The 26,216-nt window shown below is 55.0% G+C and carries 17 protein-coding genes and 2 pseudogenes; 4 read left to right on the top strand and 15 right to left on the bottom strand.

Features of this window, described 5'->3' with window-relative positions:
• Window positions 1-55: 55 nt before the first annotated feature.
• From ACUZ9Q_RS05920 to ACUZ9Q_RS05900, 5 genes are all read right to left on the bottom strand, one after another.
• Entirely contained in the window at window positions 56-1,399 is a 1,344-nt protein-coding gene (locus ACUZ9Q_RS05920; protein WP_215647722.1) for an MATE family efflux transporter, read from the bottom strand.
• A gap of 362 nt (window positions 1,400-1,761) precedes the next feature.
• Window positions 1,762-2,217, bottom strand: coding sequence for a hypothetical protein (locus ACUZ9Q_RS05915; protein WP_449247509.1), 456 nt, complete (start codon window positions 2,215-2,217; stop codon window positions 1,762-1,764).
• A gap of 328 nt (window positions 2,218-2,545) precedes the next feature.
• Window positions 2,546-2,989 (bottom strand): hypothetical protein, encoded by a 444-nt coding sequence (locus ACUZ9Q_RS05910; protein WP_449247508.1) that lies wholly within the window; start codon window positions 2,987-2,989, stop codon window positions 2,546-2,548.
• Window positions 2,990-3,047: 58 nt separating this feature from the next.
• Complete coding sequence (locus ACUZ9Q_RS05905) at window positions 3,048-9,185, bottom strand: hemagglutinin repeat-containing protein (RefSeq protein ID WP_449247507.1); 6,138 nt, start codon at window positions 9,183-9,185, stop codon at window positions 3,048-3,050.
• 111 nt (window positions 9,186-9,296) lie between these two features.
• Complete coding sequence (locus tag ACUZ9Q_RS05900) at window positions 9,297-10,985, bottom strand: ShlB/FhaC/HecB family hemolysin secretion/activation protein (RefSeq protein ID WP_449247506.1); 1,689 nt, start codon at window positions 10,983-10,985, stop codon at window positions 9,297-9,299.
• A 412-nt stretch (window positions 10,986-11,397) separates the two neighbouring features.
• On the opposite strand from ACUZ9Q_RS05900, the gene ACUZ9Q_RS05895 reads away from it, so the two are divergent.
• The 3 genes from ACUZ9Q_RS05895 to ACUZ9Q_RS05885 all read left to right on the top strand — a co-directional run bounded on the left by ACUZ9Q_RS05895 (window position 11,398) and on the right by ACUZ9Q_RS05885 (window position 12,912).
• Entirely contained in the window at window positions 11,398-11,652 is a 255-nt protein-coding gene (locus ACUZ9Q_RS05895; protein ID WP_449247505.1) for a hypothetical protein, read from the top strand.
• A 62-nt stretch (window positions 11,653-11,714) separates the two neighbouring features.
• Window positions 11,715-12,191, top strand: a complete 477-nt coding sequence (locus tag ACUZ9Q_RS05890) for a GNAT family N-acetyltransferase (RefSeq protein WP_449247504.1) — start codon at window positions 11,715-11,717, stop codon at window positions 12,189-12,191.
• Between the two features lie 238 nt (window positions 12,192-12,429).
• Complete coding sequence (locus tag ACUZ9Q_RS05885; RefSeq protein ID WP_215647711.1) at window positions 12,430-12,912, top strand: GlcG/HbpS family heme-binding protein; 483 nt, start codon at window positions 12,430-12,432, stop codon at window positions 12,910-12,912.
• Between the two features lie 242 nt (window positions 12,913-13,154).
• Here the strand turns inward: ACUZ9Q_RS05885 and ACUZ9Q_RS05880 are convergent, their stop codons facing one another.
• The 9 genes and pseudogenes from ACUZ9Q_RS05880 to ACUZ9Q_RS05840 form a co-directional block, all read right to left on the bottom strand.
• Complete coding sequence (locus ACUZ9Q_RS05880) at window positions 13,155-14,009, bottom strand: NAD(P)-dependent oxidoreductase (protein ID WP_227119466.1); 855 nt, start codon at window positions 14,007-14,009, stop codon at window positions 13,155-13,157.
• 14 nt (window positions 14,010-14,023) lie between these two features.
• Window positions 14,024-14,581 (bottom strand): DUF4125 family protein, encoded by a 558-nt coding sequence (locus ACUZ9Q_RS05875; RefSeq protein WP_233482767.1) that lies wholly within the window; start codon window positions 14,579-14,581, stop codon window positions 14,024-14,026.
• A gap of 18 nt (window positions 14,582-14,599) precedes the next feature.
• Window positions 14,600-15,421, bottom strand: coding sequence for a tetratricopeptide repeat protein (locus ACUZ9Q_RS05870; protein WP_449247503.1), 822 nt, complete (start codon window positions 15,419-15,421; stop codon window positions 14,600-14,602).
• Between the two features lie 80 nt (window positions 15,422-15,501).
• The gene (locus tag ACUZ9Q_RS05865) at window positions 15,502-16,437 is read right to left on the bottom strand and encodes a DUF4037 domain-containing protein (protein ID WP_227119469.1); all 936 of its coding nucleotides are present in this window, start codon (window positions 16,435-16,437) and stop codon (window positions 15,502-15,504) included.
• A 114-nt stretch (window positions 16,438-16,551) separates the two neighbouring features.
• Entirely contained in the window at window positions 16,552-17,949 is a 1,398-nt protein-coding gene (locus tag ACUZ9Q_RS05860; RefSeq protein WP_225529786.1) for a sigma-54 interaction domain-containing protein, read from the bottom strand.
• Window positions 17,950-18,053: 104 nt separating this feature from the next.
• Window positions 18,054-19,433, bottom strand: coding sequence for an MFS transporter (locus ACUZ9Q_RS05855; protein WP_449247502.1), 1,380 nt, complete (start codon window positions 19,431-19,433; stop codon window positions 18,054-18,056).
• A 182-nt stretch (window positions 19,434-19,615) separates the two neighbouring features.
• On the bottom strand, window positions 19,616-20,446 hold the full coding sequence (locus ACUZ9Q_RS05850) for an amidohydrolase family protein (RefSeq protein ID WP_449247501.1): 831 nt from the start codon (window positions 20,444-20,446) through the stop codon (window positions 19,616-19,618).
• A gap of 560 nt (window positions 20,447-21,006) precedes the next feature.
• Window positions 21,007-21,903 carry a (2S)-3-sulfopropanediol dehydratase activating enzyme gene (hpsH, locus tag ACUZ9Q_RS05845; RefSeq protein ID WP_449247500.1) on the bottom strand — a complete coding sequence of 299 codons (897 nt, stop codon included), beginning with the start codon at window positions 21,901-21,903 and terminating at the stop codon, window positions 21,007-21,009.
• Between the two features lie 301 nt (window positions 21,904-22,204).
• A pseudogene (locus tag ACUZ9Q_RS05840) lies at window positions 22,205-23,467 on the bottom strand (pyruvate formate lyase family protein); the annotation flags it as partial.
• A gap of 60 nt (window positions 23,468-23,527) precedes the next feature.
• On the opposite strand from ACUZ9Q_RS05840, the gene ACUZ9Q_RS05835 reads away from it, so the two are divergent.
• Window positions 23,528-24,657 (top strand): IS3 family transposase gene (locus tag ACUZ9Q_RS05835; protein ID WP_209818423.1). Its coding sequence is split into 2 segments (ribosomal slippage): window positions 23,528-23,788 and window positions 23,791-24,657, totalling 1,128 coding nucleotides; the frame shifts between segments, so codons are not numbered across the junction.
• Between the two features lie 58 nt (window positions 24,658-24,715).
• Here the strand turns inward: ACUZ9Q_RS05835 and ACUZ9Q_RS05830 are convergent.
• Window positions 24,716-25,933 (bottom strand): annotated as a pseudogene (locus ACUZ9Q_RS05830) (pyruvate formate lyase family protein); the annotation flags it as partial.
• Window positions 25,934-26,216: the final 283 nt, after the last annotated feature.

The raw sequence follows: 26,216 nt of genomic DNA, 5'->3' as shown, positions 1-26,216 counted from the left end.
TACCTCTGTCTAACATTCTTTGAATGCTGTTAACTTGTAGGGTATATCAAAGAGATCACAGGCTACCAAGCCATTTTTTTTGCCTGTACAGGTACAGCAGGCACAGGGTTCCGGTTGCTTCGGCGCAGGCCATGGACACAAAGATGCCAGTGGCTCCAAGATGCAGAAGATAGGTCAGGGCATAGGCCAGGGGTACGCAGATGCCCCAGCGGGTCAGGGCTGTAATGCGGCTGGTAAGGCGCGTGGCCCCTGCGCCATCCAGCACTGCCTGCAACAGCATGCCCACTACTTCCAGCGGCAGTTTTGCGCAGGCGACCAGCAGAAATATCCCTGCCACCGTTACGGCGGCCTGGTCGTGGGTGAACCAGCGCGCAACCGTGTGCCGGCTCAAAAGCAGTGCCGCTGCCGCCACAATGGCAATCAGAGCCACCCGCCGGGCATAGTGCAGGCCCATGCCGTAGCATTCAGCCTTACGCCGTGCGCCCAGCAAATGCCCCGTCATGATGGCGAGGGTCATGCCCATCGCCGCCACAGGAAAATACAGCATACTGACAATCCGCATGCCGAGCGTCATCCCCGCCAGTGTTTCCGCAGCATTGCCGGGCATGTTTGCAACACAGGCCAGCAGGGCCATGCTGCCGCTCTGCCCTGCCAGACTGCCCAAGGCTGCGGGGATGCCAATGCGCCACAACCTCGGCAAGGCGGCCCTGTTCCACCGCCAGCTTGCAAAGGATGTCCGGCTGATGATTCCACGCCGCATCGCCAGAGCAATATTGCAGGCAAAGCCAAGCACAGACGAGGCAACGGTTGACCACGCCACCCCTGCATAGCCCAACTGGGGCAGGCCCCACCGGCCCAGCCCGCAGCCCACGCTGCCCGCATAATTGATCAGCGCCACGAGACACAAGGTGGCAAAGGGCAGCCATACCATTTTGTGCGCGCGAAATGTGGAATTGAGAATTATCATGCTGTAATAAAAGGGCAATTGAAGGGCATAGGCTTGGGCAAACAGGGAGACGGCAGGGGCAAGCTCCGGAGAAGACAAACCATGAAGAGGCACGAGCCGCAACACCAGAAGGGCCAGAGCAGCAACGCAGCTTCCGGCAAGCAGCGATATGCAGAGAACCAGCCCGGCATATCGCCGTGCCCGCAAGAGCAGCCCAGCCCCCACAGCGCGGCTGACAGTAGCCATGCATCCGCTGGCAACCATGGATGTGACAAGCATGAGAAAGGCGAAAACCTGAGAGATACCGCCAAGCACAGCGAGGATTTGGCCATCAATCTGACCGCATACCCACAGGTCGGTCATGGAAACCGCCAGATGGCACAGCATGAGGCCCATCTGCGGAATAGTGAGCTTCAGGACTTCCCACGTTGTGACGGGCAATGATTGCGACATGCCCTGACAGTGGCGCAAAAAGTTATTCAAGTCAAATAAAGTTAGTTAAGATTAATCAATGAGTGCCACTCTGCTTGTTGAGTTGTGTGGGATGCGAACAAGTTTCCCATCAAGGGGGCACAAGGAAGTTTGTAGAATTGGTGCTGACAGCGATGTGATTTCCAGGTTCATCAAGGCTTTTGCCAGCCGCCAACACGGCATTGCCCCGGCGGCGTGCTAGCCGCCCATGCCGCCTTATCTCTGCCCCTGCCTAACCCTGCCAGCCATGCAAACAACGAGGTTGAGGGAAAGCACGCTGACTCAAATTGCACTCCTGTTATTCGTCCATATAGGCAAGTTATAATAATTATTTGATCAATTCGTTATTGAAATCTCATGTATTTACAATTTGTAATTATGCCATCTTTATTAACTATGAAATTCATTACGGTATAGTAATCTACATTGATATGCATTGGTGAAAGATTAAACGCAGGGGCATCAACGCCAATAGACTCATCTTGATTGTAATAGTAGTAATAGGCATATACACGGCCACCGTCTGGAAGTTCTTTATAAACCTCTTTTGATTCAAACTTTCCGCCATTATAATCCCCGTTTACGCAGTAGTTGATATATTTCTGCACAACAAATGCGTACATGCCCTGGCGAGCATTCATATGTTTTGGTATCCAGAGAGTGAAGCCGTCCGTATCAACAAAATTTTCCGGATAACGGCCAAAAAGGCCGCTCTGGCTTCTGCCTGGCAATGGGCCGCAGGCACAGAGCAGAGCAAACAGGCAGAGGAGTGCAATATTTTTGTGTATGGAAGTTCTCATTTATCAGCTATCAGCTTAAAAGGGGCAGATCGTTCAGAGTACTGCTTTGGGGCCTTGATCACCAACATGCCCGCCTGCGCCCTCACATTTTGCACAAATGCAAAAAGGTCAGCCCGCGCACACAAAAGTTTGCTCCGCAGCCGTTGGCATCTGGAATTTTGGCGAATCATCGGTGCTGCCTGCCAATGTGCATTACGTCACCCCATACACGCGCATGCTGAGCACATGCAGCCCAGAAGAAAATGATTGAGGGAAAGCATGCGAGCTTAAATTGCACTGCTGTTATTCGTTCATATTGGCAATTTCTTACAATTGTTTGGTCAATTATTTATTGGAATCTCTTGTATTTACACTGCGTTATTATGCCATCGGTATTTACTATAAAGTTCATTACTGTATAGTATTTAACCTTTATTTGTGTTGGTTTTAGATTGAATGCTGGCGCATTGACTCCAACATCATGATCTTCTGTGTAGTAGTAGTAGTAAGCATACACGCGGCCACCGTCAGGAAGTTCTTTATACACTTCATCTGACTTAAATTTTCCTCCATTATAGTCGCCATTTACACAATAATTTATATACTTCTGCACAACGAATGTGTACATGCCCTGGCGGGCGTGCATATTCTTTGGCATCCAAAGAGTGAAGCCATTTCCATTGTCATAGTTTTCTGGATACTCCCCAAAAAGGCCGCTCTGGTTTCTATCTGTGGATGGGCCACAGGCGCAGAGCAGTGTGAACAGGCAGAATAATACAATATTTTTGTTCATAAGTTTCTCTTTTTGCAGTATTGAGAAAACAGGCAGCCTAACAGGTAATCATGGCGCATTACTTTTTGTTTTTGGGAGGGGAGGAAAACATATCACTCCAAGCGTGTTGGATAAAGCCCCAAGGGTCCCTGCCAAGGTCTCGCCATGCTTGTTCCGCTGCTTTTGAGTTATTGTTTTCTGGCGCGTTGCTGCCAGCCCCACCGTTGCCCTTGGCCTCGTCTTTCTTTTTATCGCCGCCTGACAAACCCGAGAATATCCGCTGAAAAAATCCGCTCGGGTTAGTAGATATTTCATGCAACGAATTGAGTATGTTGGCGGACAGGTCCGGATTGAGAACTTTGTCCACATAGCTGAAAGCTGGCTCCAGATTCAGGTTTGTTTTTGAAGTTGTTTCTGTGCGCATGGCATTGTTGGGGTCACGGTTCAGACCGTCCAGTGACTGGCCGGGATTATTGCGTACAGTAATTTCCCCATTGCCAATGGTGGCATAGGCGGTTTGGGTCGTTTCTCTATGACTATAGGAAAATTTGTCTGGTGAAACATTGTGAAGGGTCTTCTCCTTAAAGTCACTCCATGCATCCCCCAACTTGCTTTGTGTTTCCACCAATGTCGTCATCCACGGCTTGGCTTCGGGATAGAGTTCTGTGCCTTTTTCATTCTTGGTGGGTTGACTGGCCTGCTCTGGCTGAGTTGGCTGGCCGGGTTGAGCTAGCTGCGTAGGTTTGTCTACCTGTCCCGTTTGAGTACTTTTACCCTTATCCACAGTGTCATCGTTTCCCCCTCCATTTCCCGGCGTAAATTTCCGCGCCCAGTTGATGCCCGCGCTGACCCCGGTTTCTGTCGTTTTACCCACGATATTTTCGTAGCTCAGCGAGCCCGTGTTGAGTTTGAGGTTGTCGTTGAGGGCAGTGATGATGGCCCCGGCCACATGGGTATTGTTTTCCGTATAGATATTTACGCTATTGATGCCCAAGATGGAGGTTTGCTCGCCAACGGTGCGGCTACGGCCAGTGTTGTATTCAAAGCCGAGGTTTGCACCCTGTTTCACTTGGACATTTGCCCCATAGCCCACGGTTGCCTCAGCGCCCACGTTGAAACTGCTGTGGTTGTACGAGCTGGAATCCTGCACGCTGGAAACGTTCAGGTTGCGCCCCACATGCATGTCAACATCCTTGCCTGTCAGGTTGCCACCAGCCACGCTGGTGTCCTGGCCGGAAACAGTGGTCAGCTTTTCCCCGGCGACCACTTTGGCATTGCTGTTGGTATGGGAGGTTCCGTCAGTTACCTCACCGCCAAGAGCCAATGAACCCTTTATGCCCAGAGAGTAGCCGCCCTTGCTTGCCGTTGCCGCAATGCCCGCGCTGGCGTCAATTTTGCCCGAATCGCTGGAGTAGCTTTGCGAGGATTGCGCGGCGGTAATTTTGATGTCCCGCCCTGCGGCTATGGTCAGATCTCTATCGGCTTGCGCCTGCGTACCCTGCATGCTCACATCGCGATTGGCGGCCAGCGACATGTCGCGCCCGGCGCGCAGCTCTGACCGCACTGCCGTGGTGGAGTAGCTCTCGCTGCTCTTCCACGATGAGCTAACGCCCACGGTCAAACTGGCCTCGCCCTTGGGGTCGGTGATGGCCTGCGCGGTGTTGTAGGCCTCGTATGCCTGCTGGCCCGCGCCGATTACGTTTGCTTCCTCCGCATTGCTCACGGCCTGTTTGCCCGCCGCATAGGCGTTTTTGGCAGTGGTGGTGACAGTTTGCGACAGGGTCAGGCTAAGCCCGGCGCGCAGCCTTTTTTCGTAATTACTTACGCTTTCGGTTTCCGTAGCCTGCAATATATTGATATCCTTGCCAGCGGCCATGTTCAAATCCTGGTTTGCGACCAGTTTTGAGCCGGACATGTTGACGTTTTGGCCCGCTTTTACGGTGAGGGTGTTTTTGGCCGCAATCTGGCTGGCCGTGTTTGTTGTCTTGTCGCGGTCTTCGCCCTTGCCCGTCTGCTGGTAGCCAAGGAAGAAGCTGGTTTGATCCAGACCAAGAATGCCCTCCACGCCGAATCCCGATGAAAACTTCTCCTTGCTGGACGAGCTGGTGTTGGTGCCGCCCAGAATATTGGCGTCGCGGCCTGCGTTGATGGTAACGTTGTTGCCTGCCGAGAGGCTGGAGCCAACAACGGATGTATCGCGTGAGGAGGCAACTGTTATGTCCTGCCCAGCCGTGAGATTTGAGCCCACGCTGGTACCCCGCGCGTTTTGTTCCCGCTTGCCCTCTGTGCCGTAAAAACTGCTGAAGGAGTCGCCCCCGCCCAGGCCGAAGCCCGTCTGCTTTTTGTACGACCATGAAGCCGACTGATTGGCGGCGTCGAGCACGCTTACATCGCCATTGCGCGCGGTGAGGCTGAGGTTTTGCTGAGCGATGAAGTTGGAGGCCGCAATGCCCACGCTTTTGCCAGCATCAAGGGTAATATTTTGCCCCATAAGGTTTGACGCCACCTGGGTAACAGAAGAGCTGCCGCTGGCCTTGGAAGAAGAGCTGAGGCCCAATGCGCCCGTGGTGGACTTGGTGGAAGCAAAATAAGAGCTGTTTTGCCCGGAGACCACGTTGATATTGCCAGAGGCCAGCACCGAGAGGTCTTGCGCGCTGACAAGGTTGGAGCCCACAACCGTGGCATGCCCAAGCCCGGTTACGCCCGCCGCAAGCGTAAGATTGCCGCCCGCGCCGACTGTGGAAGCCTTGTTGGTGCGGTAATCCTGCGTGACCGTTTTTTTGGAGCTGGAGGAGAACAAGCCGCCGTTGCCGGATTTGGTTTTGACAAACGAACTGAAGGTATCCTGCACCGAGACGACAGAAAGGCTCTTGCCAGCCGCCAGCACGGCATTGCCCCCGGCAACGACCTGCGAGCCTGCCACGGTCATGTCATTGGCGGCGGTCATGGTGAGGTTGCCGCCTGCGGCCACGGCTGAGCCAGTGTGCGTTACCCGGTCTTCACGGCTGTGGACGCCGTCGCCTAAATGGAATTCTTCCGTAACCGTGCCAACTGTCAGATTTCGCCCGGCCTGCAAGGCAATGTCGCCGCCAGCATTCAGGGTGCTGCCCGTGATGGAAACATCGTTGCCAGCCACGGCGGTTACGCTGTTTTTGGCCTCAATGCCCGCCTGCGCCAGCACATGGATGTTGGCTGCATTGCCGGGATCTCTGGTGGTAAGGGTTTGCGAGGTTATGTTGTTGCCGGCCTGCAGGGCAATGTTGGTGCCCTGCATAAAGCCGCTGTTGTTGCTGATGTTGTTCAGCGCCGTCAGATTCAGGTCGCCGCCGCGCAGCAGGCCGCCAGTATTGCTGATATCGACAGAGGCGATGTTGACGGTGCCGCCGCTTATGAGCCCTTCGTTCAGCACGCCCCTGCCCGCGTTGATGTACACATTTTTGGCCTGAACGCCGCCTCCGGCGGTGATGTCCTCCCTGGTGGCCGATGCCAGATACACATGGGGCACAAGCACCTTTTGCCCCCTGTATTCCTCCTCCACCAGCCAGACCATATCTTGCGTCAGGGCTGCTGCCTGCGCCGCTGTGAGGGCCACGCCCGCCGTCAGGTTCAGATCCTTCTGCTGGGCAACCGCCGCGTCCATGAGCCCGCGCATCTGATCCGCATCGGTGCTGTAACCGCCAAGAAAGCGCCTGCCCGTGCTTTCAAGAATCTGCTGCTGCACAAGGCGTGTTTCATAGAATGCATCACCCAGCAAAACCACCTGCTGGCGCTTCTGGTCCAGCCCAACGCGGCTGAGAAAGTAATCCGAACCATAAAAATTGCCCAGATTGGTGAACCGGGGGTCGGTTACTATCAGATAATGGTGGCCAGGCGAGGCTACGGCGTGGAACATGGGGCTGCCGGAAAATGGATACCCCTTGCTGGCAGAGGCGCTGTTGGGCTGGGAAATGCCCTGCCGCTGGCTCAGATTGCTGAACGTGCCAGAAACGTTCATGTACAGGCCTGAATTGGCGGAAAACACCGCAGGCGAGCGCCCTATTTCGGTGAACTCTTCCTTGTACGAGCGGAAATACTCGCCGGTAAAGTCATCGTCTGAATCCCAGCCCTTCATGGTTTCACGGGTAGTCTTGGTGTGTTGCAGCACGCCGTCCTTGTTTACGGCATTGCCCGCAGTAGCGGAAAGATTCTTACCCGCCGCAATGGTGCTGTATTCGTTGTTAAGAAAATCAGCGCCAATTATGATGTCTCCACCCGCCAGCATCTGGCTTGAAGGGGAATCCTTAAGAATGTAGTCGTTATATTCGTTGACGTAATACCACAGTTGCCTTCTGTCGCAGCCGTGCCCAAGCAGTGCAGCGTTGCATTCATGCCAGGAATATGAGGAAACGTGATTTCCCCGCGAGGCAATTTCAAATTCTCGTTTCTTGTTTTCAACTGTAGCGGCATTTATGCTTAACGTATCCCCGGCTGATATTGTGCCTGAAATATTGCGCACGATATTTGAACGTGTATTGCCCATGTATGTGATGGCAATATTGCGCCCGGCGTATATTTCGCCGCCATCGTTGAGCAGCAGACCTGCCGTTGCCAGTTGCTGATCCCTTGCGGCATAGATCACGCCGCCAATGTTGCTCAGGGTTGTTGACGAAATTGCAACATCCTGCCCGGCGGAAACAAATCCGCCCCGCAAGATCATGTCGTCAGAAGTAACGACAAGGCCATTCCCTGCGGCAATGCTGCCTGTGGCGTCCACCGAGGCGCTGCCTGTCTGGAATTGGGCGTCCTCAGCCGCGCGCAACACGCTGTCCTGCACTTCCATCAACGCGGCTTTCACTGCCAGATTGGTGTACGCTTCTACGGTGGATTTTCCGGCAACGGTCAACTGGCGCACATCCAGGCCAATGTTCTGCCCCTGCACCAGACTGTCTGACAAAAGGTAGGTTCCGCCAGTCAAAAGCAGGGCATCCTGAACGGATATGGTTGAAGATCGCACATTGGCTGTATTGGTAACCGCAATACCCACACTGCCGCCAGAAAGCACCTTCGCCTGATTGGCTTCCAGCGTGTCGGCAACAATGGTTGTTTTGCCATGCTGCGTAAGCCCGCCGGAAGAATCCACGCCTGAAACGACCCTCGCCCCTGGCTCCAGTGCCAGAGCGTTTGCCTGTATGGATAGATTTTCGCCAGCAGCCAGCACGCCGGGGGTGGAAACCCTTGGCGCGGAAACCCCAAGGCTTTTTGCCGCCGCCGCGCTTTCGTCCACACGGATTTCCGTATTGCTTGCAAGCATGGTATCGCCGCCTGACGAGGCTTCGCGCAGGCGCAGCTTGCCATCGGCGGTAATAACCATCTGGTCTGCGCTCTGCACAGTGCCCTCAAGGTTGACGCCAACGCCTTTTTCTGTGGCGACAAGGGTTATGCGGTTGGCGTACATGCCGCCAAGGGCAGAGGAGTCAATGGCAACCTGCGGCTTGGGATTGGCAGGATCATCCGCCAGCGGCGTAACCGTGCCATCGGTGGCAATGTTGTTTCTGCCAGCCACTACCGTGACGTTTTTGCCGCGAACCTGGGCTTCTACGGAGGCGGTGCGGGCCAGCAGGGTAAAGGCATCGGTATTGTCCGCATTGATGCCAGCGCCTTCAATGCTGATATCGCCGCGCTGCACCTCGTGCCCGGTCAACGCCCCGGCGGGGTTTACCTGCGGCACGCCGGTGCTCAGCGTAGCGCGCGGCACATTGATGAAGCCGCCGCCGTTAACCGTGATGCCGTTGGGGTTTGCCAGAATAACATCCGCAGGGCGGCCGCCTACCTCAATGTAGCCCTCAATGCGCGAACGGTTGGCGCTTGTCACCTCGTTGAGAATGGTGCTGGCCTCGCGCGAAGAATCGCCGTGAAAATTGGGATTGCCCGTAATAATGCCGCCAATCTGCGTAGTAACAGTCCGATAGCTGTTGTTGAGAATCAAGCCCTGCTGGTGCACATTGAAGTCTGAATACTGGTTGTGCGAAAGGCCCGAGCTGTTGGGCGCGGTAATATTGACGAGCGGAACACCGTTGGCCGAAACATCCATGGATGGGCGCTTGCTGCCTGGCGCGTTGGGGTCGGGAGTTACCCCGCCCGCAGCAAATGCGGATGCGGCAAAAATGGGGGAAAGAATCAGCTGCGCCGAAAGGATGGCGCACAAGGCCACGGAGTGTATTGATGTACGGTGTTCCATGATGATTCCCTGAGTGTAAATATCAGGCAAATTGAGCCTGAGCTGTTCCAAATGGTTGCTCTGGTTCGTACCGCAATCATCAGGTGGCTGCGGCATCTGCCAGTGCTGGCGTTAAAAGGTGTAACGCACGCTTACTGACCAAACATCGCCCTTATCCTGCACGTAATCAGGAGCTGTCAGCGGTTTTGACCACGATGCCTGCACCGAAAGCTTGCCGCTGGTGCGCACGCCGATGCTCATGCCTGTCAGCTCGCCCCATTCGTAGGGGTCTTTGGCATCACGGCTTATGCCGCCGTAGTCGTAGGCCGCGTAGATCTGCACTGGCCCAAGCGGCGAGGCTTTCACCGGTTCCAGAATCTTTGCCGGTACAGTCCAGGCCAGTTCGTTGCGCATATATCCCCCACAATCGCCGCCCACGGGTGTTTCGCGAAATCCGCGCACAGTGTAGGGGCTGCCCACATACAGGCGCTCTGCGCCGTACATGGTTTGCTGGCTGGTTTGACCAAAGGCCGTAAGATTCCACGACCATTGCTGCTGGCCGATCTCGAATGGCCGCTGCCAGCCAACCGTGCCTGTGGTTTTGCTGAACCGGGTGTGGGGAGTTGTGGAGGTTTCCGGGCCGGGAACACTCCATGACATATTGGGAATGCCCCAGATCTGCTCCGCCTGGAGGGTCAGTACGCCGCCAAGCATGCGGCGCACATAACTGGCCGCAAGCCCTGTGGTGGTAAGCCGATAGCTGCTGGCCAAAAGGCGCACGTCTTCAAAGCGGTTTTCCACGTCCCGGTATTGAATAAACGTGCCCAGAGAGAGCTTGCCGTTGCCGTCCCGCCAGATAACCCTGTCCAGGGCGAGGCGCATGGCAGAGGTGGTGCCGCTGCTGGTGTAGGCCTGATTCAATCCGTAAATTTGCGTGGTGTAATTGAACCTGCTGGCGCTGCCGCTGAGAATCCAATAGCCGAACGGGATTGAAAACAGCCCGGTGACGCTCTCGCTCGCGCCTTCCCAGTCATTTTTGAACTGGCCGAAAACCTGGGGCATGGAGCCAGTGTAGTAGAACGAAAACTGGTCGTTGCAGCCGATGAAGTTGTCTTTTTCCAAGCCCAGGGTGTATTCCGCGCGGCCTGTCGTGTCCTGCCCCAGATTGTCAAAGCCGACACTGGGCCGCCACGTGCGTTCCTGCACGTTATCAATAACCACCTTGCTTTCGCCTACCTGCGAACCCGGCGCTATGGACATGGTGGCCCGGTTGGAAGGCAGACGGTTGAGCTGATCCAGCCCCTGCTCAATATCCCTCAACTGAAGAACAGAGCCTTTCACAAAAGGGAAGATTGTTTTGAGCTGGCGGGCGTTCATGGTGGAACCGGGCGACATTTCAATAGATTCCACCCTTCCCTCAATAACGCGGATGTGCAGCACCCCAAGTGAAAGATCCTGCGGCTCCAGCACCGCCCGGGAACCAACATAGCCTTTCTGGATATAGGCGTTGGTGAGTTCTTGCAGCACCATATTGATGCCACCCAGCGTAAGGCATTGCCCCTCGTGAGCCTGCGTGATTGCCCGCACCTGATGCGAGGAAAGCAGCGTGGCTCCCTCAACACTGATTGTCTTGATGGGTACGCATGGGCCTGTTTCCTTTAGCGCTGGCGGCTGGATTGGCTCTGGCTGCTCTGCTGGCGGGGTAAGAAGCATCTTGCGGCGCTGGTTATCTTCCAGCTCTCGCAGACGCTGATCGTGTAACTCTGTAGCTCGATCAGGAGAAAAAGACGGCATGGGCGCGGCGGCATACGCATTCTGCATAAGCAACAGAATCACCGTGAGGCATACAGCTATTTTTTGCATCGCGGGTGTATACTAGTAGCCGATAATAGATGCAACGATATATAAATATTAGTTGATTAGTTGGTTTATTATAGCTAGCTGAAACTAATTAAGAACTAGTACAAATAAAAAAATTTTAATAAAAATTGAATATTCAAAACCACATAGGATGTACTTTCGCACAAATACAACTATAAAAGTAAAATATAATAGTATGTTATAGAAATTTATACTTTTTCATCCGACTTCTGCTCTGGAATCCAGCCTTGCAACGGAAGCTGGCAATCTTTGTCAACAAATCGCAATGTTGCGGGGAGGAATGCGGACTTAGGCTTTAGAATTATACATTGATATAGAAACAATTATTATATATCAAAAGCAAAAAATCAGGATGGACAATATGCTTTTAATAAGAGCTGCAACAATACTTTTTGGTGCTATTTTGGGATATTGCGGCATACAGCTTATCCGCAAGTACAGATTGAACCTGAAAACAATCTCTGAACTAAGACGAATAAACCTATATCTTAACCTGGAAATTGAAGACTTGAGAGCAGAGCTAAAGAAATATAAAAAAGACGAATCTGAAATCAGCTTTGAAGAAACAAGTGATGCGCACGGCAGCATTGAAAGACCTGGGGATTAGATTTTTATCGATCACTTGTAATTATTTTTTTCTTAATTGATGCGCAATTAGCTAGGATTACAATGATAAAATTTATAATGAAGTCGCTTTGCCTTCATGATGTTCACTCACTGCTTCAGGCCAAAATTTTATTAAGCCAGATAAACTGTGCAGAATATCTACTTCCTCACGTTGTTCTTCAAGCGGCACTTGATCTCCACACGCGTGGAACAAACTGGTTTTGGTGCGCGCCGAGGCTCTTTATAGATGATATCACTGGGCAAACCCTGGGCACTGCATCGTTTCTGCCCACTAACGATTCTAGTGTTCTTGAAATCGGTTATGGCACCGCAACAGAATTTCAGGGAATGGGGATTGCCTCACGCGGTGTTGCATTGATGCTGGCAGAAGCGCAGGCCCATGATTCCGCCATGCGCTATATGGCCAAAACAGCCACTAACAACCGGGCCTCGCAGCGCGTTCTTGAAAAGAACGGCTTTACCCCCTGCGGCAAAACCATAGATCCGGAAGACGGCGAACTTGTTCTTTGGAGCAGATAGCTGCGCTGTCACCTCCAATCAGACTCGCAGCGCGGCACTTTCGGCGTGTCCGGCGGCACTGCCTTATCGAGACAAAACACAGGCAGACATCCGGCAGCTTGTTTAGCCAGAAAAACAATATTGTTCTTTTTTGCACAAAGGTCTATCCTCAAGCATCAGGAGCCGAATCCGCAGTAACGGTTTCGCCCCCACCACGGTTGAAATTCTGTGCCCTTAACATCAACTAAGGAGTAGCACCGTGCGCCGTATCCTGCCTCTTTTTCTTGTCCTTTTGCTTGTTGCCTTCAATGCTTACGCTTCAGCACCCGCAAAGCAGCTTCCTGGCGATCTTACCCTGGCCGAAGCGCAGACAGTGCTCAACACTGCTCTGGCCTTCTCTGTAAAACAGGGCATCCCCATGAACATTGCCGTCGTGGATGCCGGGGGCAACCTCAAAGCCTTTGCCCGTGAGGACGGGGCCTTTATTGGCAGCATCGATATTTCGCAAAAAAAGGCCATAACGGCCCGCTATTTCAACATGTCCACCGCCCAGCTTGGCGCTGCCTCCCAGCCGGGCAAGGAACTTTATGGTATTGAAGTCACCAACCGCGGCCTTGTCATCTTTGGCGGCGGCGAACTGCTGATCCGCAACGGCGTCATTGTTGGGGCCATCGGCGTGAGCGGCGGCAGCGTGGCTGAAGACACCGCCGTTTCCAAGGCTGGCGCAGCGGCGCTCAAGTAAACCAGCACAGAGGCAATACGCCCCATAACCTGAATGTTCAGGGGCTTGTCGCACAGAAACCCTGCACGGCCCCCCAAAAAACAACCCCCATCAGGCAAAAACAGGTACTCCTTCCGGTATACTCTGCCCGCCTGATGGGGGTTCTTTTATTGAATTTTATGACTTGCCGCTGTTTGCCAGCGCGTTTGTGCGAGCTGAAAATACTTGCCAGCCCGACAAGAGAATAGTGGAGAATCAAGCCCCTAAACTTCGTGCACCGCCGCGCAGTCCTTCTTGCCCAGCCCCGCTGCCGCACCTCGGCCAAACCGGGCAAAAACCATATCCAGCAGGGACACATCCACATTCATGCCGTGGGCCATGCCGCAGCCGAGGCGCAGATCCTTAAGCGCGAGATCCAGCGCGAACCTTGGGGGATCATACTCCCCTTGGGTCATGGATTTTCCCCGGGCATCAAGCTGAAAGCTGTGCGCGCCAGTTTCGCCAAGCAGTTGCAGCAGCAGATTTTTTTCCACCCCTGCGGCCTCGCCTATGCGCAGCCCCTCGCTCAAAACAGCAAGATTTGCCATACCCACAAGATTGCTGACCAGCTTGATCGCGCAGGCAGCTTCCACCGTGCCCACATTGTTGAACACGCCAAGAATGGGCCAGACTTCGGTCAGATCGGCAATGGCCTGCTGGTCGCCGCCCACAAAGAGGGGGGCTTCGGCGCGTTCCGCATGGGCAGGCGTTTTGCCAAGGGTGCATTGAATGTAGGCAATGCCCTGCCTTTCCGCAGCTTCGGCAAGGGCAAAGGCTGTCTGGGAATCAATGGTAGAGAGCTCCACATGCACGGAACCGGGCTGCATGTGCGCATACAGGCCATCCGGGCCGAGCGCTTTTTCCGTCAGATGTTCCGGCAGGGCCAGGCAGGTGAATACCACCTTGCAGGGAGCCATGTCCGCCATACTCATGGCGGCCACGCCGCTTTTTCCGGCGGCAAGGGTTTTGTCCCTTCCCTCGGCGCTGCGGTTGTAAACGTGCACAGTTTTGCCCGCGCGGATAAGATTGCGCGCCAGCGGCCCGCCCATTGCGCCTACGCCGATAAAACCAAATTCCATATCTAGCGCCCCTGCTATTTGCCCTGTGCTGCGGCTTCGCAGGCGTCAATGCCGCCCTTGCCCAACAGGCGCATCAAAAAATCGTGCCGTTCCACCACAAGATTGCGGCCTTGCTGGCGCGCGCGGCGCACCTGCGCGGCGTAGAGTTCCAGCGTTCTGTCCGAAAGCGTTTCAAGTTCGCAGCGCAGGTAACGCCGAAACATTCCCTGCCCGTTGCTTTTTATGACGTGCGGATAGCGCGCCTGAGCCTCATGCAGAAAGGCCTCTTCGGCATCAGCGATTTCATCCAGCAGCGGGCTTGTGCTCAGGGGCGGCAGGCGATCGTCCATGCGGGCGTATTTTTCAACCATAAGATTGCGGCTGTTCACTTCCGCCTGCCGCAAATCGGCAAGGTACGAATCCAGCACGGCATCTTCGTGCGCGGAATGGGCCATTTTGCGCATGGCGCGGAAGGTGTCTGGCCGGGTCTGGCATTCTGAAACGCCGCCCTCGTTATTGGTGGCCAGAAACATGGCAAGCTCGCGTTCAATGATCTCGGCAAGCGCTGCTTCCCGATCAAAATTTTCCTGCATAGCCTATACTCCTTCTGCTCAGGCCGTGGGGGCCGCAGCCGCTCTGGCCTGATGGCAGATTTCAAGATTCTTTTTGTAGCCCTGCGCTTCTGCGCCCATGCCAAGACCAAGGCGGTCGTACATGCTCACAGAATCCTGCAAGGTCGCGGCGGCCTCGTCCCACTGCCCGGCAGAGGCCAGCGCCACGCCAAGGTTACCCAGAGAAAAGGCTGTTTCCTCGTGCTCGCCCAGCAGTTCCCGCCGCAAAGCCACGGCCTGACGGTGCAGGGCGATGCCTTCGGCAAGCTGCCCGCGTTCTTCACAGATGCGCCCAAGGTTATTGAGGCAAACGCCCAGTTGCGGCACGCAGAAACCCTGCTTTTCCCATATTTCCTTGGCGCTGAGCATGAGGGATTCCGCCCGGTCAAAATCGCGCTTGCGGTAATAGGCGGAGGAAAGACGCAACTGCGCTTCCGCAACCTGTGGGGAATCCGACCCGCAGGCCTCGATGGTAAGGCGCAGGGCTTCCCGCCCAAGATCAAGGCTTTCTTCAACCTTTTCAAGCCCAAGCAGTGCATGGGCAAGGTTCTGCATGGCTCCGAGGGTCATGGGCGCTGTGGGGCCCATGACGGCGCGCAGCAGGGCAAGGCTCTCCTGCAGGGCCTGAACGGCGGCATCCGGACGCTGCAGGGCAAAATTGGCGCGTCCCATGCCGTCCAGAGCCAGGGCGCGGCAGAGGTCATCGCCGGGATACCGCACAACAAGCGCTTCAAGCGCTTCAATGCACTTTTGCGGTTGGCCCTGTTTCATCAGATCAAGGGCAGGGCGCAGTTCATCAAGCCATTGGCGTTGTGCGGCCATCGGCAACTCCTCATGGAATAGGTGCTCGACAGAGTAAAAAGGCTTTCAATGCAGCCAGAGGCAAGGGCTGCGGGACAAGATCAGCCTTGCAGCATATCCATATGCAGCAGGGCTGGCTCTTCCACATGCCGCAGAATCTGCGGCCCATGTTCCCAGAGCCAGTTGCCGGATGCACGGCTCAGGTCCACAGCGCGCAGATGCGCCGCCGCCATGCCGCAAAATTCTTCCACCGCCGCAACAATCTGCGCCCCATGTTCCTGATTGGCCGGGGTCTGCGCCACAAGGCTCAATGCCCGCGCCAGTTGCGGGCCGAGCACGGGCAAGGTTGCAGCCAGTTTTCCCGCCCACTTGTAAAAGGGCATGTATCGACGGTTGCACAAAAAGACGAAGGAAAGCGCCGCCTCCGCAAAGCGCGCCGTTGCCAGCATGACCGCCACAGAATCATTGCGCTTGAGGCTGCGGGGCAGATTGTATTGCCCGGCCTGAGCCATGATCATGCAGCGGGCAGCCATTTTTTTGAGCAGCACATCGCGCGGATAGCACGCCAACAGGGCCTCGCGCCGCCGCGTAAATTCGCCGCCTCGATCTTCAAAAACCTGACCGTTGGTGCAAGCCGCAAGCTGGTGTTCGGGAATGGCAAGCCACTGCTGCCAGGTGGAGGGCACATCATCCAGCCCGGTAAAAAAGGCGTAAAAATCTTCGATGGGCAGCGGCCCTACCCTGCCCTGTCTGCGCTCAGGCGCAAGCCTGCTTGCAAAGCCCTGAAACTCTCGGGGCAAACGGGCAAAGGCAGCCTCTATGCGCGGCAGCTCTGCCCGTAGAATCTGGCGCGGCAGCCAGAGGCAAAAAGCCGGACCAAAGTCGTGATCCTGGGATTCCGCATCGTCACAGCCAAAGCATTCCGAGCCTTCGCCCACCAGGCCTGCAGCGGCCACGTCCATAATGTCGGGAATCTCCGCTCGCAAAGCGGGAAGGCAGGCCGCATAAAATTCACGCGCAAGGTTCAGACCCTTCATGCATACTCCAGAATATTCAGTCGCGCTGCAATGGCGCAGATTGCAACAGCCGCCGCTGCAAAAGCCCACGGCAAGCCGAGCCGCCTGTGTACGTTGATCTGGCAGGCGGAGCCGCTAACCATGCTTGATGGCTTCAATTTCCTTAACTTTGCGAAAGATCGTGCTGCGGTCCATCTGGAACTGGCGCGAAAGTTCGCTGATGGAGCCATAGCGCTGCATGCCTTTTTCGATGACCGCAGTTTCCACTTCCTTCATGATGCTTTTGAGCGAACGGCCTTCAATGGAGGGCAAAGCGTAGCGCCCTTCGCCGGATTCGCACGGCGGCAAGGGGCGGATGCCCGCCAGATCGCGCACGCCCACAAGCCCATGCTTGCAGGTCACCACCAGACCCTGCACGAGGTTTTCCAGCTCGCGCACATTGCCCGGCCATGTGTGGTTTTGCAGCACCTGCTTGGCCTCGTCAGAAAGATTGACGGACTTGCGATACTTTTTGCCGTAAAAAGTAAAAAAGCTCTGCGCCAGCGGCAGAATATCCACGCGGCGCGAGCGCAGGGGCGGGATGTTCAGCACCGCCACCTTGAGGCGGTAATAAAGGTCGGAGCGGAACGTACCCTTGGCGACCTCGCGCTCCAGTTCCTTGTTGGTGGCGGCCACAACGCGCACATCCACCTTTTTGGGCACTGTGGCGCCCACGCGCAGTACTTCCCAATCCTGTAGCACCCGCAGCAGGCGCGACTGCATGGTCATGGGCAGTTCGCCAATTTCATCAAGAAACAGCGTACCGGTGGAGGCCGCCTCCACAAGCCCGGCCTTGCCGTGCTTGCTTGCACCGGAAAAACTGCCGGGAACATAGCCGAACAGTTCCGTTTCAATCAGGTTTTCAGGGATGCTGCCGCAGTCCACCTTGATAAAGGGGGCATCGGCCCGCAGGCTGTTGCGGTGGATATGCCGGGCCACAACGTCCTTGCCCACGCCGGTTTCGCCCAGCAGCAACACGGTTGCGTCCGTTTCTGCAATGGCGGAGGCTTCAGCATACAGACGCTGCATGACAGGGCTTTGCACCACGCGCGGGTACTGGTTGCCCGTGACCCCTTCACTGCTAAGATTCTGAAAAGTTTCAAGCAGTTCGCGCTGCGCGGTAATTTCCTCGCGCAGTTCGGTCAGCGCCGTGATATCGCGGATAACCGTCACCACATAGGCAACCTTGCCCGAGGCGTCCTTTACAGGATGCCCGTCAAGCAGCAAGGTGCGCCCGTTGTAGAGGTTCTGTACACTTGAGACCTTTTGCCCGGTTTCCACAATGCGCGGATTAAGCACAACGTCAAAAATGCCGTTCTGCACCATGTCCTGAATGCGGCTCCCCATCATCTTTTCACGGGAGATACCGGTCAGTTCCGCATGGCGCTTGTTCACGAGCGTAACGATACCATCCCGGTCAGTAACGCATATGGCGTCCCGGAAGGTATCGCAAAGTTGTTCTACATAGTCTGCTAGCATGTGGGGATTGTACATGCATTATCTCCCGGGGCGCAAGTATGCTCCCACGCCCGGTTTACGGGCATGGGAGCAAATGAAAGGCGCTGCCGTCCGGCAAAAGCCGACAGCGTCTTCCATTGTTAGAACCCTTCGGCGCTGGTGGCTTCTACCATTGCGGTCTTAGGGGTTTGGGTAACAGTCTTGCTGGCCTGGGCATTGCGGCGGGCGCGGGCCATACGGCTGAGCCACAGGGTGGAAAGCGCGCTGAGCAGACCGATGCCGGCCAGATAGCCGCAGAGGTACCAGGGGGCGCCATCGGCCATGCCGGTGAGCATGGTGGCGACCATGGGGGTCATACCCGAGGCGAAGATGGCGGTGAACTGATAAACAAAGGAGATGCCCGAGTAACGCACCGAGGCGTCGAAGCTTTCGGAAAACACGCTGGACATGGTGCCGAACACGGCGGCGTGCAGGATGCCGAAGGGCAGCGCCAGGGCAAGCACCACGCACAGGTAGTTGCCGGAGAAGTTATGCAGCACCCAGAAGGCCGGGAAGCTGGAGATACCGAGCAGCACAGCGCACACGCCGTAAATTTTGGCTTTGCCATGCTTGTCGGCCATATGCCCCCAGAAGGGGATGAAGCAGGACATGACGAGGGAAGAAATCATCACGGCGGTCAGGGCTGCGGAGCGGCCAATGCCGTGCTGCTGCGTAAGATAGGTCAGCGAATACACGCCAAAGACGTTGAAGGACACGCCGTCGATAAAACGTGCGCCCATGCAGGCCAGCATCATCTTGGGATAACGCTTGAAGGCATCCAGCAGGGGATACTTGGCTTCAGGCATCTTCTCCTTGGCTTCAGAAAAGTCCTTGGTTTCCTGTACGGTGCTGCGCATGTAGCCGCCAACGGCAAGCAGCACGGCAGAAAGCAGGAAGGCAACGCGCCAGCCCCAGTTAAGGAAGGCTTCGTCAGAAAGCGTCACGGAGAAGAAGCCCACAATGCCCGAGGCAAGCAGCAGGCCAAGCGACATACCGATCTGCGGCAGGCTGGCGTAAAAGGCGCGTTTGTCGGCCGGTGCGGATTCGTAAGACATGAGCACCGCGCCGCCCCACTCGCCGCCAAGGCCAATGCCCTGGGCAAGACGGCAGACGATCAGCAGGATAGGCGCCCAGATGCCGATGGTGTGGTAGGTGGGGATAAGGCCGATGCAAACAGTGGCTATACCCATGATTTCCAGGGTCAGGATGAGCATTTTTTTACGGCCCAGCTTGTCGCCGAAGTGGCCAAAAATCACGCCGCCCAAAGGCCGCGCCACAAAGCCGACCGCAAATGTGGCAAAAGCAAGCATAGTGCCGATACGCGCGTCAAAATCGGGGAAATACAGCTTGTTGAAGAAAAGCCCGGCCACAACGCCGTACAGGAAGAAGTCGTACCATTCGATGACGGCGCCGATGATGGACGAAGCCACAACGCGGCGCAGATTCTTCTTCTGGTCGTGAGTCATTTGTTCGCTATGCATGGTTTTCCTTTGATCCTTTTACCTGGGTGTTCATACTGGCCTTTGCGCCAAAGCGCTAGCGCCCGGGGGGAACATTCCCTGATGCCTCTTCGTTTATTCACTACCAGGACACGAAACCGATTCCGCTCCCGGTCAAAACTCGCTGGGCAGATGCGCAGCCGCACGACCTGCGCCTGCAATCATTAAAGATTGAGCAGACGCGCCGCGTTGTTGTACATGACGTTTTCAAGCGTTTCCGGCGTAAAGGGGAGCCGCTTGTACAGCTCGATCTGCTCCTGAAAATCCATAAATGGCGCGGCGCTGGCAAAGAGCACCTTGTCGCCGATGAGGGTATTGGCGGCCTTGATGTAGCCCTCGGAGAAGGGCTGTTCCTCGTATTCCGCAAGGTCGATGTACACGTTGCGGTTACGGTGCACGGTCATGATGACCTCGCTCACCCAGGGGTAGCAGCCGTGGCTGATAACAATCTTGAGCTTGGGAAAGTCGGCGGCGATGCGATCGATGTGCCGGGGGTGGGCATCGTCCATAACCGCACCGTCCACCAGAGTGGCGGGGCCGGTGGTGATGACGATGGGCACGTCAAGTTCGCAGCATTTGGCGTAGATGGGATAATACTTGGCATGACTGGCAGGAATGCGCGCAAGATACGGGTCAATGGCCGCGCCGCGCATGCCCTTGTTCACCATGTTTGTAAGCTCGGCTGTGGCGTCCATGCCCTTGTGGGGATCAAGACCGGCAAAGCCGATGAACTTGTCCGGGTACTGGCGCATGAGCTCAAGAATACCGGGATTGGCGGATCCAAGACCATAGGTGGTTTCAGCGTCACGCCCTGTCACAACCCCTTTGACCACACCCTGCTTTTCCATGTCGGCAACGATCTTTTCAATGGGCTCTGGCTTGGCCCGGTCCGCGTATTTGAAAAGTTCAAACATGCCGCCGAACACTTTGTTGGAAAGCATTCCCTTAACGGCGTCAGGGGTGCTGGGGCGAAAACGGAAATCAATGATGTTCATGAAGCATTCCTTTAGGAATAAAAATTGTGCCTCGCGGCTATGCATCCCTAAAGGCAAGAAGCGTGCCTATTGTGAAATTGAGTGCAAAAACAGGCGCGTTAATGGTGTTAACAATCGATATTATTAAAAAATATATTTAATTTCGATATGTTATAAAAAACATGGCAAAAAAATATATTTCTTCAAAACTACACTGGATACCCGCACTCACAAATGGATCTGCGCACTGCCCTCAGTCTGATTACAAATGGCAAAAACCAGTGAAAAATATTTCATAACTATATAAAATAATTATGTATTTTAATCAGGAATAGGAATTATTCATGAAGAACTTCCACGCATACCATCTTGTTGCAAAATTGCAACAAACCAGAAATTCATATTTTATTGTTATAAATAGGTATGTTGTATGAACAGAGGGCAGCTAACATGTGCAAAAAAACACACACCAAATAACTTGCTGTGCAATTTTACACAACCGCCAGCGTTCATCCCAAAAAACAAAGCGCCAGGGCCGCAAGCCCCTGGCGCTCAAATTTAAAAAAATAATAATTTCAGTACTAAGAAGCAATTTTTTTCAAGCGCTCCATCTTTGCTTCATCAAGCTTTGCGCCTTCCAGTTCATACTGACGACCAAGATAGCTATACTTGGGTTGCCCCATGCGGTGGTATCCCAACAGTTCATACTGGATATTGGGCCGCCGGGGGATCGACTCGCGGATAGCCAGAATATCATCCTCGGTGTCATTGAATCCGGGTATCACCGGGGTGCGCGCAAGTATGGGCAATTGGGGAAAGTCCTCGCAGACTCGTGCAAAATTGCGCAAAATCAGCATATTATCCACGCCCGTATGTTTTTTGTGCTGCACAGGGTCAAGGCTCTTTATGTCAAAAATCAGCTTGTTCAGGTGCTTGCAGGCCTCATGCAGATGCTCGTAAGGATAGCAACCGCAGGTTTCTATGGTGGTATTGATGTGGTGCTTGCGGGCCTCGCGCAGCAGGGCATTGGCAAACTCGTGCTGCATGAGGGCCTCGCCGCCGGAGAGGGTCATGCCGCCGCCGGAACGGTGATAAAACACGCCATCCTCTTCAACTTTATCGAGCACCTGCCGCACAGACATGGTTTCGCCGTATACGCTCTGCGCGCCCGAGGGGCACGCACGCACACAGGCAAAGCATTCGCTGCACTTGCTGCGGTCATGCGCAATCAGGCCATCCACGAGGCTGAGCGCACCCGATGTACAGGCGTTGAGGCAACGCCCGCAGACCTGGGCAGTAAGGCAGCGCGAGGGATTGAAGGCATGCTCGGGATGGAGATTCTGCGACTCCGGGTTGCTGCACCAACGGCAACGCAGAGGGCAGCCCTTGAGGAAAACCAGGGTGCGGATACCTTCGCCATCGTGCACGCTGAACTTCTGTATATTAAAAACAACACCTTGTACTTGTGCGTCAGTCATGGGGTCATCCTTGGTGTGCGGCCAGCCCTGGCGCGCCGTTGGAGGAAATTCAAAGGGGGAAGGGATTGCTCCCCTCCCCCCGGAGCGTTGGCAAGGTCAACGAGGTCAGAAATCAGGAGCAGATGGCGGGCTTGCGCTCTGTTAACCGGCTGATTTCCGCGTTGAAATTTGCGGGAGAGGGCTTGCCCCCTCCCCTGACAGTCTGTTTGTTTGAGGGTTTTGGAGAGTATCGCTGCGAGGGGCCCTTGGTATCCGGCAAGAAACTTGACGCAGTCCGGCAAAAGCCCCTCGCGGCGATATGTTAGAACTGGGCGTGTTCGGTACGGTCGATGATGTCGTTCTGCAAGTCGCGGGAAAGATCGCAGAAGTACGCGCTGTACCCTGCAATACGCACCAGCAGGCTGCGGTAGTTGTCGGGTTCCTTCTGGGCGTTGAGCAGGGTCTGCCTGTTCACGATGTTGAACTGCAGGTGCCACAGCTTGAGGTCGCACCAGGTACGGATAAGGTTCACGATCTTCTCGGTGCCTTCATCGCCGGAAACGCACTTGGGCGACAACTTGATGTTCAGCAGGCGGGAAGCGCGGTTGGTCATGCCGTAGTTTTTGGAATGGTAGTTGGAAAGCAGGACCGCGGTGGGGCCGTTCTTGTCCGCGCCATGCGAAGCGGAAGAACCGTCGGAAAGCGCAGTCCAGGCATGGCGGCCGTTGGGCGTGGCGGAAACCACCTTGCCAAAGGGCACATGCGAGGTGATGGGCACGTAGCGCACGTCCACATGCACGCCGCGATCGCGGGAGCTTTTTTCGGCTTCCACCTGGGTGAAGCGGTCAACGTCCTTGGCTATGCTGTCCACATAGGGATCGTTGTTGCCGTAGCAGGGAGCGTTGCGCAGCATTTCGCGCACGGGTTCGGCGCCCTTGAAGTCGGCCTTGCAGGCTTCCACCACTTCTTTCATGCTCAGGCGCTTTTCTTCAAACACCAGTTTTTTGATGGCGGCAAGGGAGTCCACCACGGTGCCGTAGCCCAGGAATTCAAAGTAGGAGTAATCCACGCCGCCGGGGATCTTTTCGCAGTGCAGATCCATGAGGTTTTCCATGCACAGGTTGTGCAGCACGGAAGAAAGCGGCGCGGCAAAGTGCTGCGGGCGCAGCTTGTCCACCACATGCTGCTGCTGGAAGGCCTTGCGCAGCAGGTTGAGGTGCTGGGCCTTGTAAGCTTCGTAAAAGTCTTCCCAGCTCTTGAAGGAAGTCGCTTCGCCCGTTTCAAGGCCCACAACCTCATCGCCGTAGTGCTGCATGCGGCCATTGTACATGGTCATTTCAAGGGCGGTGGCAAAGTTCACGTACACGCAACCGGAGGTGTAGGTATCGCGGTTGGGCATGCGCGTTTCTGTGCAGCCGGAAACTGCGTAGTCCAGAGCTTCGTTGACAGGGCAACCCTTGATGGTGTTGAGGAACACCACTTCTTCATCGTTGATAAGCTTGGGGAAGCCGGAGCCGTCCTTGATGGTCAGGGCCACTTCGCGCAGGAAGCGTTCGGGCGAACGGGAATGGATACGCGCGGCAAGAGGTGCTCCCCAAAAATCGGACAGGTGTGATAGCTACTCAACCAGACGAGGAGAACACACATGTCCAAGCGAAAGAATCATGCCCCGGCTTTCAAGGCCCGAGTGGCCCTGACTGCTCTTTCCGGCGATAAGACCATCGCTGAACTCAGTTCAGAATTCGGCGTTCATCAGACACTCATCCACAAATGGGTGAAGCAGCTCAAGGAGTCGGCCGCGGGCATCTTTGCCGGTGAAATCAAGACCGAAGAGGCCAGAAAGGAAAAACAACTCCAGGTACTTCATGCCAAAATCGGTCAGCTTACTGTGGAACGAGATTTTTTAGCCGAGGCCTGGGGGAAGCGGTGAGCGTCTCCCGCAGGCAAAGCATGGTCAATCCGGGCCATGCGCAGCTCAGCGTCGTCCGGCAGTGTCGCCTGCTCAAAGTCGTTCGTTCCAGCTTGTATTACGAAAAAGCCGGAGAATCGGCCATAAACCGCACATTGATGCAGGAAATCGACCGGGCTTTCACCGAATGGCCGTTTTTTGGAGTGCGGCAAATGTGCCGCTATCTTGTGTCACTGGGGTACTGCGTCGGCAGAAAGCGCGTCCGCCGCCTGATGCGGCTGATGGGGTTCATGGCAATATACCAGAAACCGAAAACCAGCGTGCCGAACCCGGAGCATAAACGGTACCCCTACCTGTTGCGCGACCTGACCATAGCCCGGAGCAACCAGGTCTGGTGCTCGGATATAACGTACATTCCAATGCGTAAGGGGTTTCTATACCTGGTCGCCATCATGGACTGGCACAGCCGCAAAGTATTGTCCTGGCGGCTCTCAAACACTATGGAAGCGGATTTTTGCATTGTGGCCCTGGAAGAAGCCTTGGAAAAATACGGCACACCAGATATCTTCAACACGGATCAGGGTAGTCAGTTTACCAGCGTTGCCTTTACAAACGTCCTGCGGAACAATGGAATCCGCATCTCCATGGACGGCCGAGGCCGTTGGCTGGACAACGTGTTTATTGAACGTCTCTGGCGCTCGCTCAAATACGAAAATGTGTATCTGAACGCTTACGAAACTGGCTCGGAAGCCCGCGAGGGTATCGGCAGATGGATCAGCTTTTACAATCAGACTCGTCCGCACAGCAGCCTGGACGGGACAACTCCAGAGCGCTGCTACCATCAGGGACTAGTAAAGGCAGCCTAATGAGGAAAAAGACAAGCTAAGGAACCGCTGTTTCCTGTCCGAACAAGGGGGCCACCTCTGCAAGGTCGGGGTAGTTGAGCGGGAACTCACGCTTGGATTCAAGGAACAGATAGGTGAGATCATTGGTGGCGTCTTCGCCATCGGGGGTCTGGCCGCCGATGGTCACGGCTTCCCAGTGGGCGTAGCCTTCCTGAAATTCAACGCCCGTGGGGTTGATGTACAGGTCGATGAACTGGGCCATGTCCACCCACATGCATTCGAGCAGTTCCTTGGCTTCTTCGCGGGTGATGTTGCCTTCTTCAATATCTTTTTTGTACAGGGGGTACAGGTACTGATCCATGCGGCCATTGGAAATGATGGCGCTGGCCTTCTGTTCAATGCGCGAGAACATCTGCACAAACCACTGGCACTGCATGGCTTCGCGGAAGCTGCGGGCAGGATGGGCGGGCACGTGATCGCAGGTTTCGGCGATCTGGAGCAGCTCGGCCTTGCGCTTGGAGTCGCCTTCCTTGGCGGCGAGTTCGCGGGCCAGATCAGCGTGGCGCTTGGCCCAGATCATGATGGAGTCGCACACGATGATCATGGCTTCGAGGAAGGGCTTTTTGTCCCACAGATCAACGGAGTTGGTCAGATCAAGAGTGGCAAGCTTTTCGCGGGCTTCTTTCTGAATATCGAGGAAGCCGCGCTTGATGACCTTTTCGTAGTCCGGCACCCACTGAAGGGCCGAACGGTAGGACGAGGTTTCGCTCACCACGAATTTGGACTTGAGGCCGCGTTCGTCCACATAGGTGACGTTGCGGATTTCGGCGGGCAGGGTCTTGTTGAGGTGTTCATGGTAGGTCTTGCCTTCCCAGTAGGGAGCAATCTCTTCCATAACAACCTTGATGTCTTCCTGCGAGATCTGGAAGGGGCTCTTGTCGCGATGCTCCAGGTCGGCCAGCACTTCGCGGTAAAAGTCGCCGTCGATTTCAGGATACAGAATGCCGTAACGGCCAAACTTGCCCACGCGGCCAGCAATAAGCTGGTTGGGGGTAATGTAGACGGTGATTTTTTCGGCCACGTTTTTCAGGGCCTTGGCCCAGCGCAGGGTCAGCAGTTCGCCTTCGGTTTCGCGCATGGATTCGGTGAAATACTTGGCGCGCTCAACGTCCACGTGGGGAAGGCTGAACTGGTTCTGTTCCAGAATGCCGTAAACGCGCTCGCGCCCTTTACGGTCAACGCTTTTATTGACAACGCGTTCTTCCTGGGGGGACATGCAGCAACCGCACTGACTCATGATGAAACTCCTGAATGTGATTATGTTCAAGCGAGATGCTTGTGATATTCATCTCAATGACCACCTATGAGCATCATCCGTGCCACTTTAATTAACTATATGTAATATTTATATTTTTTAAATATATCTCCCAAATCTCAGAACCAGCCGCCCTTTCTCATTGTTGTAAATTTGCAACATATTTTTTATAACATACTAAATTTAAAATATAATTTGAAAAAGTGTTTTTTTGCAACAGTGCAAAAAAACACTTTTTCACAATCTCATCCTTTTGCCATCGCTC

This window comes from Desulfovibrio desulfopostgatei, from assembly GCF_053570645.1.
This window is presented reverse-complemented; position numbering and strand designations above follow the sequence as displayed.